This window comes from Streptomyces venezuelae, from assembly GCF_008642335.1.
GTDB lineage: Bacteria > Actinomycetota > Actinomycetes > Streptomycetales > Streptomycetaceae > Streptomyces > Streptomyces venezuelae_F.
Genome location: NZ_CP029191.1, coordinates 6,361,317 through 6,374,527, shown reverse-complemented (window position 1 = coordinate 6,374,527; position 13,211 = coordinate 6,361,317). Strand labels below are relative to the sequence as shown.

Genomic DNA, 13,211 nt, shown 5'->3' with positions numbered 1-13,211 from the left:
TCGAACACGGGAACGGACGACGCGCGCACCCTTGCGCGACACCGCGGCCCGGGACACCGTGGTCACGTCCCGCACCGCCCGGTGCCGCCCCGGACCCCGTCGGCGATCGGAGCCGCTGTGAACTCGTTTCTGCTGCCCCACACCCTGCTCGGCGAAGGACCGCACCAGGTGATCGCGGTCCACGGCTGGTTCGCGGACCGGTCGGCGTACGGGCCGGTGCTCGCGGACCTCGACACCGACGCGTTCACATACGCGGTGGTGGACCTGCGCGGGTACGGCGAGGCCAAGGACACGGCCGGCGCGTACACCACGGGCGAGGGCGCCGCCGATGTCCTCGACCTGGCGGACCACCTCGGCTGGGAGCGGTTCTCGCTGATCGGGCACTCCATGGGCGGCAGCGTCGCCCAGCGCGTCCTGGCCGTGGCACCGCATCGGGTGCGCCGTCTGGTCGGCGTGTCGCCCGTGCCCGCGTCCGGGCTGCAACTGCCGCCCGAACAGTGGGATTTGTTCGCCTCGGCCGCGCAGACCCCGGAGAGCCGCCGCACCATCATCGACATCACCACGGGTGGCGTACGTCCCCGGGCCTGGCTCGACCGGATGGTGCGCCGCTCGCTCGCCGTCAGCGACGCGAAGGCGTTCCGCGCCTGGCTGGACTCCTGGGCGGGCGACGACTTCCACACCGAGGTCGAGGGCTCGCCCGTGGCGGCGCTCGCGGTCACCGGGGCGCTCGACCCCGCGCTCTCCGCGGACCTGATGCGCCGCACCTGGCTGCGCTCGTACCCGCAGGGCGAGCTGGCGGAGCTGCCGGGGGCCGGGCACTACGCGATGGACGAGGTGCCTCTCGAACTGCTCCGCACGGTCGAGGACTTCCTGCGCGCGGAGGGCGAGGTGAGCGAGGGCGTGGAGGGGTTCACCGGCGAGGACGACCTCACGGAGGGGGACGGCGGCGTCGCGTGACCCCCAGCGCCCCGGACGACCCCGCCGTCCCCGACGTCTTCGACCCCCGCCTCTACGCCTCAGGCGTCCCCCACGACCGCTACCGCATCCTCCGCGACCACCACCCCGTCGCCCGGCAGCACGAGCCCTCCGTGCTCGGCTGGCCCGCGGGGCCCGGGTTCTGGGCGGTCACCCGGCACGCCGATGTCGTGCGTGTCCTCAAGGACGCGGCGACGTACTCCTCGTACCTCGGCGCCACCCAGATCCGCGACCCCGCCCCGGACGATCTGCCGTTCATCCGGCGCATGATGCTCAACCAGGACCCCGCGACGGCGACCGCCACCGCCCCCGTCGCGGGGGCCGGCGACCACGGGCGGCTGCGCAGGCTGGTCAGCCGCGCCTTCACCCCCCGCCTCGTCGAGCGCTTCGAGGCCCGGGTGCGCGAGCGGGCCCGTACGCTCATCGCCGCCGCCGTGGAGCAGGCACGCGCCGGCGACGGCACCTTCGACGTCGTCACCGCCGTCACCGACGACTACGCCCTGCTCAACCTCGCCGACCTGCTCGGCATCCCGCCCGCCGACCGCGGTCTGCTCCTGCACTGGACGCAGCGCGTCATCGGCTACCAGGACCCGGACGAGGCACCGCCACCCGTGCTCGGCCCCGACGGCGAGCCGGTCGACCCGCGCTCGCCCGCGATGCTGGCCGACATGTTCGCGTACGCCCGCGCGCTGGCCGCGCACAAACGCGACCACCCCGCCGACGACGTCCTCACGACTCTTGCCCACGACCCCGAACTCACCGTCCCCGAACTGGAGATGTTCTTCTTCCTCCTCACCGTCGCGGGCAACGACACCGTGCGCAGCGCCGCGCCCGGCGGCCTGGTCGCGCTCGCGGAGAGCCCCGGCGAGTACGAGCGGCTGCGGACCGGGGCGGTCGGCGTGAGGGCCGCCGTCGACGAACTCCTGCGCCGCCACCCGCCGGTGCTCAGCTTCCGGCGCACCGCGGCCCGCGACACCGAGCTTGCGGGGACGCGCATCGCGGCCGGGGACAAGGTCGTCGTGTTCCACGCGTCCGCCCACCACGACGAGCGCGTCTTCACCGACCCGCACCGCCTCGACCTGTCCCGCTCGCCCAACCCCCACGTGGCGTTCGGCGAAGGACCGCACGTCTGCCTCGGCGCACACTTCGCCCGGCTGCAACTGCGCGTGTTCCACGAGGAGGTGGCCCGCGCCCTGCCCGTCCTGCGCCTCGCCGCCCCGCCGCGCCGTCTGGTCTCGCACTTCATCAACGGCCTGAAGTCGGTACGGGTCGAGGCGCCCGCGTAGGGTGCAAGATCGCGAGAACCTCGCAGCGCCCGAGCGGAGAGACACACCATGCACGACCCCCTGCACGACGAGCACGCCGCCCCCGGTGGCGCGTACGACATCGAGGCCGAACTCCACGACGAGGTCTTCCCCGACTTCCCGGCCCCGGCGGACGGCAGCCCCTGGCAGGCGCCCGCCGACCTGGAGGAGCACCTGTACGAGCTGTGCCAGGAGGACGACGCGTACGGCTATCTGCGGGCGATAGCCGTCGAGGGCCTGTACCGCCCGGTGCCGGTCACGGAGGCGGGCCGCACGGAACGCACGGACAGCGAGAGCGAGTTGCTCACCGTCGACCTGCCGGACGGCAGGAAGGTCGCGCAGGTCTACACGGCGGGAGTGCTGCCCCGCCCGCACCCCGCCGTCGTCTACGAGTACGTCACGCTGGACTCGCTCGCCCACGGCTGCCCCGACGACGTCGACCTGCTCGTGGTCAACGCGGCGACACCGTGCCAGCAGTTCTTCCTGACCACCGACGACGAGCGCGAGGTCTGGTCGGACCTGCACGACCAGTACCACCGCGCCGACGGCCTGGGGAACCGCATCGACACCCGCCGCACGGGCGCGCCCGAGGCAGGCAGTCGTCTCCTGCACGGCCTGGCGTGCGGGGCGCACCTGTGCTTCACCAACGGCGACGCCTGGAACACCGTCGACTGGCACGGCGCGGGCCACCACAACGAGATCGGCCGCCTGGAGGAGTGGTGGGGTGTGCACGACCGCGACGACTGGCTGTCCCTCCAGGAGCGGCTGCTCACCCGTGATGTCAGCCCCTGGTACTGGGACTTCGTCCTGGACGCCCGCACGGCCCTGGCGCGGCGGTACGGCCCCCGGGTCGACGCCGAGCTGTGGCGCGACCGGGTCGAGGCGGCGCTCCGGCATCGCGTGGTGGAGACCGGCGGGCCCGGCGAGCCGCACCGGCCCGGCGAGGACCCTGAGCTCGACCAGTTCGTGGCGCACCTGCGCGGTCTGGTCGGCAAGGTGCTCCGTTACGAGGCGCGGTTCCGCGCCGACGAACTACTGCCGCCCGACGGGCACGTGGGCACGGTCGCGGCGTGGGACATCGGGCGCGCCTCGAAGATGGCGCGCTGGGGCAGGGGCGCGCGGTACGCCACGCACGCGGAAATGATCAAGGCTCTGGAGCGCGCCTCCGAGGCCGCCCGTGCCACGTACACCTCCTGGGAGGGGTTCTCGGCGGGTTACGTCCTGGGCCGGTGCCTGCACTTCGACGAGGAGTCGTTCGGCTCCTGGTACACGGACGTGCTGCGGGCCCACCGCGCCCTGACCACGGACCCGGACAGCCCCTGGCTGACGGTGCCGTTCCAGTAGGGCCGAACGTTCCCGACCGTTCCCGACCCGTTCCCGTCGATCATCACGATCAGGTCTCACTCGCACTTTCCGCCCGGTCCACCCCTTGTCACGCCCCCGTGTAATCGTTTCCAATCCTCCGTGTAATCGATTCCACAAGGAGGTGGACCGACGATGACCCCGAGTTCGGTGGGCATCAAGGACGTCGCGGCCGAGGCCGGCGTGTCCGTCGCCACCGTGTCGCGCGTGCTGAACGGGCACCCCTCCGTCAGCCCCGCGTCCCGCACCCGGGTCCTGGCCGCCGTCGAGGCGCTCGGTTACCGGCCCAACGCCGTCGCCCGCTCCCTGCGCACCGACCAGACCCGCACCCTCGGCCTGGTCATCAGCGACGTCCTGAACCCGTACTTCACGGAGCTGGCCAGGTCCGTCGAGGAGGCCGCCCGCGCGCTCGGCTACAGCGTGATCATCGGCAACGCCGACGAACGCCCCGAGCTGCAGGACCACCACGTACGGACCCTGCTCGACCGGCGGATCGACGGCCTGCTCGTCTCCCCCACCGACGGCGGGTCCCCGCTGATGCTCGACGCCGTGCGCGCCGGCACCCCGATGGTCTTCGTGGACCGGTGGATCCCGGGCGTGGACGTCCCCGTCGTCCGCTCCGACGGCCGGCAGGCCGTCCGTGACCTCGTCGCCCACCTGCACGGACTCGGCCACCGCAGGCTCGCCATCATCGCGGGCCCGGCCGCCACGACCACCGGCAGCGAGCGTGTCGAGGCCTTCCGCGAAGCGCTGCGCGAGCACGGCGTCGCGCTGCCCGACGCCTACATCGGACAGGGCGACTTCCAGGCGGACAGCGGCCGCCGCGCCACCGAGCGCTTCCTCGCCCTGCCCGAGCCGCCCGAGGTCGTCTTCGCCGCCGACAACCTGATGGCTCTCGGCGCCCTCGACGCCCTGCGCGCCCACGGCCTGCGCGTTCCGGACGACATCGGGCTCGCCGCGTTCGACGACATCCCGTGGTTCGTGCACACCGACCCGCCGGTCACCGCGATCGCCCAGCCGACCGCCGACCTCGGCCGCGCCGCCGTGCACGCGCTGATCGACCGGATCGAGGGCAGGAGCCCGCGGTCCGTGACCCTGCCCGCCCGTCTCGTCGTCCGCCGTTCCTGCGGCGAGGCACCGTCCGGCCGCGGCGACGCGCCCGGCGAGACCACCCCCGCACGAAGGAGCAACCCGTGAGCGACCAGGACGAGTTGCTGCGCATCGAGTCGATGCGCAAGACGTTCCCCGGCGTCGTCGCGCTCGACTCCGTCGACTTCGACCTGCGCCGCGGCGAGGTGCACGTGCTGCTCGGCGAGAACGGCGCGGGAAAGAGCACCCTCATCAAGATGCTCTCCGGCGCCTACCGCCCCGACAGCGGACGGATCTTCGCCGAGGGCCGCGAGGTCCGCATCAACGGCGCGCAGGACGCCGAGCGGCTCGGCATCGCCACGATCTACCAGGAGTTCAACCTCGTCCCCGACCTGACCGTCGCCGAGAACATCTTCCTGGGACGGCAGCCGCGCCGCTTCGGCCTGGTCGACCGGAAGAAGATGGAGGCCGACGCGGACGAGTTGCTCCAGCGGGTCGGCGTCGACGTCTCGCCGCGCGCCACGGTGCGCGAACTGGGCATCGCCCGGCTGCAGATGGTCGAGATCGCCAAGGCGCTGAGCCTGGACGCGCGGGTGCTCATCATGGACGAGCCGACCGCCGTCCTCACCTCCGAGGAGGTCGACAAGCTCTTCGCCATCGTGCGCACCCTGCGCGCTGACGGCGTCGGCATCGTCTTCATCACCCACCACCTGGAGGAGATCGCCGCGCTGGGCGACCGCGTCACCGTCCTGCGCGACGGCCGCAGCGTCGACCAGGTGCCCGCGTCGACCGACGAGGACGAGCTCGTACGCCTCATGGTGGGCCGCAGCATCGAGCAGCAGTATCCGCGCGAACGCCCGGACGCGGACACCACCGGGCCGCCGCTGCTCCGCGTCGAGGGACTGACCCGCGACGGCGTCTTCCACGACGTCAGCTTCGAGGTGCGGGCCGGCGAGGTCGTCGGTCTCGCGGGCCTGGTCGGCGCGGGCCGCACCGAGGTGGCGCGCGCGGTCTTCGGCGCCGATCCGTACGACGGCGGCTCCGTCGACGTGGACGGCGAGCGGCTGCCCCGGCACGACGTGAACGCGGCGATGGGCGCGGGCATCGGCCTGGTCCCCGAGGACCGCAAGGGGCAGGGGCTCGTCCTCGACGCCTCCGTGCGGGAGAACCTCGGCCTGGTGACGCTGCGTTCGGCGACGCGCGCCGGGCTCGTGGACCTCAAGGGGCAGGAGCGGGCGGCCGCGCGGATCGCCGAACAACTGGGGGTGCGCATGGCCGGGCTCGGCCAGCACGTCCGCACGCTGTCCGGCGGCAACCAGCAGAAGGTCGTCATCGGCAAGTGGCTGCTCGCCGACATCCGGGTCCTCATCCTCGACGAGCCGACGCGCGGCATCGACGTGGGCGCGAAGGTCGAGATCTACCAGCTCATCAACGAACTGACGGCGTCCGGGCACGCGGTCCTGATGATCTCCAGCGACCTGCCCGAGGTGCTCGGCATGAGCGATCGGGTCCTCGTCATGGCACAGGGCCGGATCGCCGGTGAACTCACGGCCGAAGAGGCCACTCAAGACGCCGTGATGGCACTCGCCGTCAGCACCGCGGCGGTACGGAACGAAGAAGAGGCGGAGGGCTCCCGTGGCCACTGAAACCCTGAAGCGCGACGCGGGTGGCACGGCCTCGCTCCGCCGCGTCCTGCTCGACAACGGCGCGCTGAGCGCCCTGATCGTCCTCGTCGTGGCGATGTCGCTGCTCTCCGGCGACTTCCTGACCACGCAGAACCTCCTCAACGTCGGCGTGCAGGCCGCGGTCACCGCGATCCTCGCGTTCGGTGTCACCTTCGTGATCGTGTCGGCGGGCATCGACCTGTCGGTCGGCTCGGTGGCGGCGCTGTCCGCCACCGTCCTCGCCTGGACGGCGACGTCGCAGGGCCTGCCGGTGTGGCTGGCGGTCGTTCTCGCCGTCGCCACGGGCATGGCGTGCGGGTTCGTCAACGGCCTGCTCGTCTCGTACGGGAAACTCCCGCCGTTCATCGCGACGCTCGCGATGCTGTCGGTGGCCCGCGGCCTCTCCCTGGTGATCTCGCAGGGCAGCCCGATCGCGTTCCCCGACTCGGTCTCCCACCTGGGCGACACCATCGGCGGCTGGCTGCCCGTCCCGGTGATCGTGATGGTCGCGATGGGTCTCGTCACGGCGCTGGTCCTCGGGCGTACGTTCATCGGCCGCTCCATGTACGCGATCGGCGGCAACGAAGAGGCGGCCCGCCTGTCCGGGCTGCGCGTCAAGCGGCAGAAGCTCGTGATCTACGCACTCGCCGGTCTCTTCGCGGCCGTCGCGGGTGTCGTCCTCGCCTCCCGCCTCGTCTCCGCGCAGCCGCAGGCCGCGCAGGGCTACGAACTCGACGCGATCGCCGCGGTCGTCATCGGCGGCGCGAGCCTCGCGGGCGGCGTCGGCAAGGCGTCCGGCACGCTCATCGGCGCACTGATCCTCGCGGTGCTGCGCAACGGCCTCAACCTCCTCTCCGTGTCCGCCTTCTGGCAGCAGGTCGTGATCGGTGTGGTCATCGCGCTCGCGGTCCTCCTCGACACGCTGCGGCGACGGGCCGGGGCCACGCCGGGGGCCTCGTCGGGCACGGCGGGAGGGGTACGCGGCAAGGGGCCGCAGGCGGTGAAGTACGCGGTCGCCGCCGTGGTCGTGGCGGCCGTCGTCGGCGCCGTCTCCTTCTTCGACTCGGGCTCCTCCGGCACGGGCACGAAGATCGGCATGTCGCTCTCCACGCTCAACAACCCCTTCTTCGTGCAGATGAAGGAGGGCGCGCAGGCCGAGGCCGACAAGGCGGGCGTCGACCTGACGGTCACCGACGCGCAGAACGACGCGTCGCAGCAGTCCAACCAGCTGCAGAACTTCACCGGCGAGGGCGTGAAGTCGATCATCGTCAACCCGGTGGACTCCGACGCGGCGGGCCCCGCCGTGCGGGGCGCCAACAAGCAGGACATCCCGGTGGTCGCGGCCGACCGCGGCGTGAACAAGGCGGAGACCGCCACGCTCGTCGCCTCCGACAACGTGGCGGGCGGCAGGCTGGCGGCGAAGACGCTCGCCGAGAAGCTGGGCGGCAAGGGCAAGGTCGTCGTCCTCCAGGGCACGCCCGGCACCTCCGCGAGCCGCGAGCGCGGACAGGGCTTCGCCGAGGGCATCAAGGCGTACCCCGGCATCGACGTCGTCGCCAAGCAGCCCGCGGACTTCGACCGCACCAAGGGCCTGGACGTCATGACGAATCTCCTGCAGTCCAACAAGGGCGTGACCGGCGTCTTCGCCGAGAACGACGAGATGGCGCTCGGCGCGGTCAAGGCGCTCGGCGACAAGGCGGGCAAGTCCGTCCCCGTCGTCGGCTTCGACGGCACCCCGGACGGGCTCAAGGCGGTCGAGGCGGGCACGCTGTACGCGTCCGTGGCGCAGCAGCCCAAGGAGCTCGGGAAGATCGCCGTGCGCAACGCGGTGCGGGCCTCGCAGGGCAAGAAGGTCCAGGGGACGGTGAAGGTGCCGGTGAAGGTCGTCACGTCGAAGAACGTGAAGGACTTCTCCTGACCGACGGCCACTGACGGACGGCCACTGATGGACGGCCACTGACCGCCGTCCACCGATCGGGGGTCACACCGAGTACCGTCACATCGGCACCTCATCGTACGAAAGCAGGAACAATTACCCATGAACGACGACTACGAGCTGCTGGTCGTGGGCTCCGCCAACGCCGATCTGGTGGTCGGCGTGGAGCGCCGCCCCGCGCCCGGCGAGACGGTCCTCGGCTCCGACCTGGCCGTCCACCCCGGCGGCAAGGGCGGCAACCAGGCGGTCGCCGCGGCCCGCCTCGGCGCCCGCACCGCCCTGCTCGCGCGGGTCGGCGACGACGCCCACGGCACGCTTCTCCTGGACGCGCAGCGGGCGGCCGGCGTGGACACCGTCGGCGTCCTCGTGGGCGGCGCGCCCACCGGCGTCGCGCTGATCACGGTCGACCCGTCGGGCGACAACAGCATCGTCGTCTCCCCCGGCGCCAACGGGCGCCTCACCCCCGAGGACATCCGCGCGGCGGGCAGCCTGGTGTCGGCGGCGCGGGTGGTCTCCACCCAGTTGGAGATTCCGCTGGAGACGGTCGCCGAGGTGGTACGCGCCCTGCGCCCCGGCTCCCGCTTCGTCCTCAACCCGTCGCCGCCCGCCCCGCTGCCCGACGAGGTCCTCGCGGCGTGCGATCCGCTGGTGGTGAACGAGCACGAGGCCCGCGTCATCCTCGGTGACGACGCGGGTGACTCGCCCGAGGAGTGGGCGCGCGGACTGCTCGCGCTGGGCCCGCGCTCGGTGGTGATCACGCTGGGCGCCGAGGGCGCGCTGGCCGCGGAGGGTTCGGCCGGGAGCGCCGTACGGGTGCCGAGCCCGAAGGTCGACGCGGTGGACACGACCGGCGCGGGCGACGCCTTCACCGCGGCGCTCGGCTGGCGCCTCGGCCTCGGCGAGGACCTGCCGACGGCGGTCGCGTACGCGGTCCGCGTGGGGTCGGCGGCGGTCACGCGCAAGGGCGCGCAGGACTCCTACCCGACCGCGGCGGAGCTCGCCGAGGCCGTTCCGGAGGAGGGCCCGTCCCGGTGAAGAGGTCGGGCATCCTGAACCGCCATCTCGCGGGCGCGCTGGCCGAGTTGGGCCACAGCGACACCGTGCTCGTCTGCGACGCGGGCATGCCGATCCCTGCGGGCCCGCGCGTCGTGGACCTGGCGTTCCGCGCCGGGGTCCCGTCGTTCGCGGAGGTACTCGACGGGCTCCTCGACGAGCTGGTGGTGGAGGGCGGGACGGCGGCACAGGAAGTACGCGAGGCGAATCCGGAAACGGACCGGCTGCTGCGCGACAGCCTCCCGTCGCTCGCCCTCGTCCCGCACGAGGAGCTCAAGGGGCTCTCGGCGGGTGCCCGTCTGGTGGTCAGGACCGGTGAGGCACGGCCGTACGCGAATGTGCTGCTGAGGTGCGGCGTCTTCTTCTGACGGCCGTCGGCCGAACCGCACCCCCGCAGAGGTGTCCGGAAAACGGACGTGGCTGACCGTCATGTGACCGGATTCCGCCCTTGACCGTGGGTCGTCCGCCCCTCAACATCAGGCAACGCACAGCACGCACAGCTCCAAAGGCGCCCCGCGGCAACCCGCGTCGCAGGGCGCCTCGCACGTTCCGTCCCTCACGCTGTTCGGAATACGGAGCCCCACACATGAACCTGTTCAGACGTGCGGCCGTCGGTGCCGCCGCCCTGGCCATCGGCGGCCTGCTCGCCACCGCCGCTCCCGCCATCGCCACGCCCGCCGCCCCCTCGCCCACCCTCGCGGCGCCCGACATACCGCTCGCCAACGTCAAGGCGCACCTCTCCCAGCTCCAGTCCATAGCCTCGGCCAACGGCGGCAACCGGGCCCACGGGCGCGCCGGATACAAGGCCTCGCTCGACTATGTGAAGGGCAAGCTGGACGCGGCCGGATTCACCACCCGCATCCAGCAGTTCACGTCCAGCGGCGCCACCGGGTACAACCTGATCGCCGACTGGCCGGGCGGTGACGCCAACCAGGTCCTGATGGCCGGCGCGCACCTCGACAGCGTCTCGGCCGGAGCCGGCATCAACGACAACGGCTCGGGTTCGGCAGGCATCCTGGAGACCGCGCTCGCCGTGTCACGGGCGCAGCTCCAGCCGACGAAGCACCTGCGGTTCGCCTGGTGGGGCGCCGAGGAGCTGGGCATGGTCGGCTCGCGGTACTACGTCAACAACCTGCCCGCCGCGGACCGTTCAAAGGTCAGCGGCTATCTGAACTTCGACATGATCGGCTCGCCGAACCCGGGCTACTTCGTCTACGACGACGACCCGACGATCGAGAAGACGTTCAAGGACTACTACGCGGGGCTCGGCGTCCCCACGGAGATCGAGACGGAGGGCGACGGCCGCTCCGACCACGCGCCGTTCGCGAACGTCGGCATCCCGGTCGGCGGTCTGTTCACCGGCGCCGAGCGCGCCAAGTCCAGTGCGCAGGCCCAGAAGTGGGGCGGCACGGCGGGCCAGGCCTTCGACCGCTGCTACCACTCGTCCTGCGACACCACGTCGAACATCAACGACACGGCGCTCGACCGCAACAGCGACGCCATCGCCCACGCGATCTGGACCCTCGGCGCGGGCACCACGGTGCCGCCCGGCGACGTGTACGAGAACACGACGGACGTCGCCATCCCGGACAACGGCGCCGCGGTGACCTCCACGGTCGACGTCACGGGACGCACCGGCAACGCCCCCGCCACCCTCAAGGTGGACGTCGACGTGCGGCACACCTGGCGCGGCGACGTGGTCCTCGACCTGCTCGCACCCGACGGCACGGCGTACCGCCTGAAGAACTCGAGCAGCAACGACTCGGCGGACAACATCATCGCCACGTACACGGTCAACGCGTCGAGCGAGCCCGCCAACGGCGCCTGGAAGCTCCGCGCCCAGGACGTCGCGTCCCAGGACACGGGGTACATCAACAGCTGGAAGCTGACGTTCTAGAACGTCGGGGGGTCGGCGCGCCCGGAGCGCGCCGACCCTTACACTCGCGCCTCAGCCCTCGCTCGGCGTCAGCCGCAGCGAGATGCTGTTGATGCAGTACCGCTGGTCCGTCGGGGTCGGGTAGCCCTCGCCCTCGAAGACGTGGCCCAGGTGCGAGCCGCAGCGGGCGCAGCGGACCTCGGTGCGGACCATTCCGTGCGAGGTGTCCTGGAGCAGCTCGACCGCGTCCGTGTCCTTGGGGTCGAAGAAGCTCGGCCAGCCGCAGTGCGACTCGAACTTCTCCGTGGAGGTGAACAGCTCCGCGCCGCAGGCCCGGCAGGAGTAGACGCCCTCGGTCTTGGTGTCCGTGTACTCACCGACGAAGGCGGGCTCCGTGCCGGCCTGGCGCAGCACCGCGTACTCCGAAGGGGTCAGCTCCGCCCGCCACTGCTCGTCCGGCTTCTCGACGTCGTACGACATGGTGCCTTCCCCTCACTTCGACTTGCTTCGACAGCTCGGCCTACTTCGACAGCTCGGCCAGGATCTGCGGGCCGAGGTCCGTGACGTCGCCCGCTCCCATGGTGAGAACGAGATCACCGGGCTTCGCCATTCCCGCGATCGCGCGGACGGCCTCCGCCTTGTCGTGGACGGCCGTGACCTCGGCGCCCGCCTCGCGCGCGGCGTCGACGATCAGGGCGCTGGTGATGCCGGGGATCGGGTCCTCGCGGGCCGGGTAGATGTCGAGGACCACGGAGGCGTCGGCGAGGGAGAGGGCCTGGCCCATCTCGGTGCCCAGTTCCTGGGTGCGCGAGAAGAGGTGGGGCTGGAAGAGGACGAGGATGCGGGAGTCGCCGGCGGCGGATCGCATCGCCTCCAGGTCGGCCGTCATCTCGGTGGGGTGGTGGGCGTAGGAGTCGATGACCTGGACGCCCGCGGCCTCGCCCTTGAGCTGGAGGCGGCGCTTCACGCCCGTGTACGACTTCAGGGCGCCCGCCAGGTTCCGGGACGGGATGCCGAGGGCGATGCCCGCGGCGAGGGCCGCGACGGCGTTGTTCGCGTAGTGGCGGCCGGGCACGGAGACCGTGAAGGTGAGCAGCTTGCCGTCCAGGAGGACGGTGACCTCGCTGGTCAGGCCGCGCGCCGTGATCTTGTGGATGCGCAGGTCGGCGTCCTCGGACTCGCCGTACGTGACGACCTTGAGCCCGCCGAGGTCGCGGACGCGCTTGGTCAGCTCGACGGCGCCCGGCTGGTCCGCCGAGACGACCAGGGTGCCGCCGGGGACGATCCGGCCCGCGAAGATCTCGAAGGATTCGTAGATCTCGTCCATCGACGCGTAGTTGGCGTGATGGTCGAGCTCCACGTTGAGGACGATGGCGACCTCGGGCGCGTACTTGTGGAAGCTGCGGTCGCTTTCATCCGCCTCGGCGACGAAGATGTCGCCCTTGCCGTGCAGCGCGTTGGAGCCCGGCACGTCGAGGTCGCCGCCGATCGCGTACGACGGGTCGAGGCCGAGGGTGGCGAGGGTGACGGCGAGCATCGACGTCGTCGTGGTCTTGCCGTGGGTGCCCGCGACGGCGATGGGGCGCAGGCCCTCCATGAGGCCGGCCAGGGCGTCCGAGCGGTGCACGACGGGGATGCCGAGCTCGGCGGCGCGGGCCAGCTCGGGGTTGTCCTCGCGGATGGCGGAGGAGACGACGACGCAGGTCGCGTCGGGCGCGAGGTGCGCGGCGTCGTGGCCGATGTGGACCGTGGCGCCCAGCGCGCGCAGCGCCTCGGCGGTGGCGGACTCGCGGGCGTCACTGCCCGCGACCCGGGAGCCGCGCTGCGCGAGGATCTTCGCGATGCCCGACATTCCGGCGCCGCCGATGCCGATGAAGTGCGGTCGGTCCATGTCGGCCATGGACTGGGGCAGGCCGGGTGCCATGCGTGTGTCTCCCCTGGTGGTACGACGA

At 72.1% G+C, this 13,211-nt stretch carries 11 protein-coding genes; 9 read left to right on the top strand and 2 right to left on the bottom strand.

What is annotated here, in order from left to right:
• The first annotated feature begins 117 nt into the window (after nucleotides 1-117).
• The 9 genes from DEJ49_RS28695 to DEJ49_RS28655 all read left to right on the top strand — a co-directional run bounded on the left by DEJ49_RS28695 (nucleotide 118) and on the right by DEJ49_RS28655 (nucleotide 11,280).
• Nucleotides 118-957: an alpha/beta fold hydrolase gene (locus DEJ49_RS28695; RefSeq protein WP_150186783.1), complete on the top strand. Its 840-nt coding sequence runs from the start codon at nucleotides 118-120 to the stop codon at nucleotides 955-957.
• Nucleotides 954-2,261: a cytochrome P450 gene (locus tag DEJ49_RS28690; protein WP_150186782.1), complete on the top strand. Its 1,308-nt coding sequence runs from the start codon at nucleotides 954-956 to the stop codon at nucleotides 2,259-2,261. The genes DEJ49_RS28695 and DEJ49_RS28690 overlap by 4 nt, the downstream gene beginning before the upstream one ends.
• Before the next feature lie 48 nt (nucleotides 2,262-2,309).
• Nucleotides 2,310-3,623, top strand: a complete 1,314-nt coding sequence (locus DEJ49_RS28685; protein WP_150186781.1) for a DUF1266 domain-containing protein — start codon at nucleotides 2,310-2,312, stop codon at nucleotides 3,621-3,623.
• 153 nt (nucleotides 3,624-3,776) lie between these two features.
• Entirely contained in the window at nucleotides 3,777-4,838 is a 1,062-nt protein-coding gene (locus DEJ49_RS28680; protein ID WP_150186780.1) for a LacI family DNA-binding transcriptional regulator, read from the top strand.
• Nucleotides 4,835-6,376 (top strand): sugar ABC transporter ATP-binding protein, encoded by a 1,542-nt coding sequence (locus DEJ49_RS28675; protein ID WP_150186779.1) that lies wholly within the window; start codon nucleotides 4,835-4,837, stop codon nucleotides 6,374-6,376. Before DEJ49_RS28680 ends, DEJ49_RS28675 begins: the two co-directional genes overlap by 4 nt.
• Nucleotides 6,366-8,312 carry a substrate-binding domain-containing protein gene (locus DEJ49_RS28670; protein ID WP_150186778.1) on the top strand — a complete coding sequence of 649 codons (1,947 nt, stop codon included), beginning with the start codon at nucleotides 6,366-6,368 and terminating at the stop codon, nucleotides 8,310-8,312. The genes DEJ49_RS28675 and DEJ49_RS28670 overlap by 11 nt, the downstream gene beginning before the upstream one ends.
• Before the next feature lie 120 nt (nucleotides 8,313-8,432).
• Nucleotides 8,433-9,365, top strand: coding sequence for a ribokinase (locus tag DEJ49_RS28665; protein ID WP_150186777.1), 933 nt, complete (start codon nucleotides 8,433-8,435; stop codon nucleotides 9,363-9,365).
• A complete protein-coding gene (rbsD, locus tag DEJ49_RS28660; protein WP_150186776.1) occupies nucleotides 9,362-9,751 on the top strand; it encodes a D-ribose pyranase in 390 nt (129 codons plus the stop codon). Before DEJ49_RS28665 ends, rbsD begins: the two co-directional genes overlap by 4 nt.
• A gap of 218 nt (nucleotides 9,752-9,969) precedes the next feature.
• Nucleotides 9,970-11,280, top strand: coding sequence for a M28 family metallopeptidase (locus DEJ49_RS28655; RefSeq protein WP_150186775.1), 1,311 nt, complete (start codon nucleotides 9,970-9,972; stop codon nucleotides 11,278-11,280).
• 51 nt (nucleotides 11,281-11,331) lie between these two features.
• Here the strand turns inward: DEJ49_RS28655 and msrB are convergent, their stop codons facing one another.
• Together msrB and murC are read right to left on the bottom strand one after the other, a co-directional pair.
• The gene (gene msrB / locus DEJ49_RS28650) at nucleotides 11,332-11,739 is read right to left on the bottom strand and encodes a peptide-methionine (R)-S-oxide reductase MsrB (protein ID WP_150186774.1); all 408 of its coding nucleotides are present in this window, start codon (nucleotides 11,737-11,739) and stop codon (nucleotides 11,332-11,334) included.
• 40 nt (nucleotides 11,740-11,779) lie between these two features.
• Nucleotides 11,780-13,183, bottom strand: coding sequence for a UDP-N-acetylmuramate--L-alanine ligase (gene murC / locus DEJ49_RS28645; RefSeq protein WP_150186773.1), 1,404 nt, complete (start codon nucleotides 13,181-13,183; stop codon nucleotides 11,780-11,782).
• Nucleotides 13,184-13,211: the final 28 nt, after the last annotated feature.

What these genes read in the sequence shown, in the direction of transcription:
- murC (WP_150186773.1), bottom strand. Translation starts at nt 13,183, where the DNA reads ATGGCACCCGGCCTGCCCCAGTCCATGGCCGACATGGACCGACCGCAC.
- DEJ49_RS28680 (WP_150186780.1), top strand. Translation starts at nt 3,777, where the DNA reads ATGACCCCGAGTTCGGTGGGCATCAAGGACGTCGCGGCCGAGGCCGGC.
- msrB (WP_150186774.1), bottom strand. Translation starts at nt 11,739, where the DNA reads ATGTCGTACGACGTCGAGAAGCCGGACGAGCAGTGGCGGGCGGAGCTG.
- DEJ49_RS28655 (WP_150186775.1), top strand. Translation starts at nt 9,970, where the DNA reads ATGAACCTGTTCAGACGTGCGGCCGTCGGTGCCGCCGCCCTGGCCATC.
- DEJ49_RS28665 (WP_150186777.1), top strand. Translation starts at nt 8,433, where the DNA reads ATGAACGACGACTACGAGCTGCTGGTCGTGGGCTCCGCCAACGCCGAT.
- DEJ49_RS28685 (WP_150186781.1), top strand. Translation starts at nt 2,310, where the DNA reads ATGCACGACCCCCTGCACGACGAGCACGCCGCCCCCGGTGGCGCGTAC.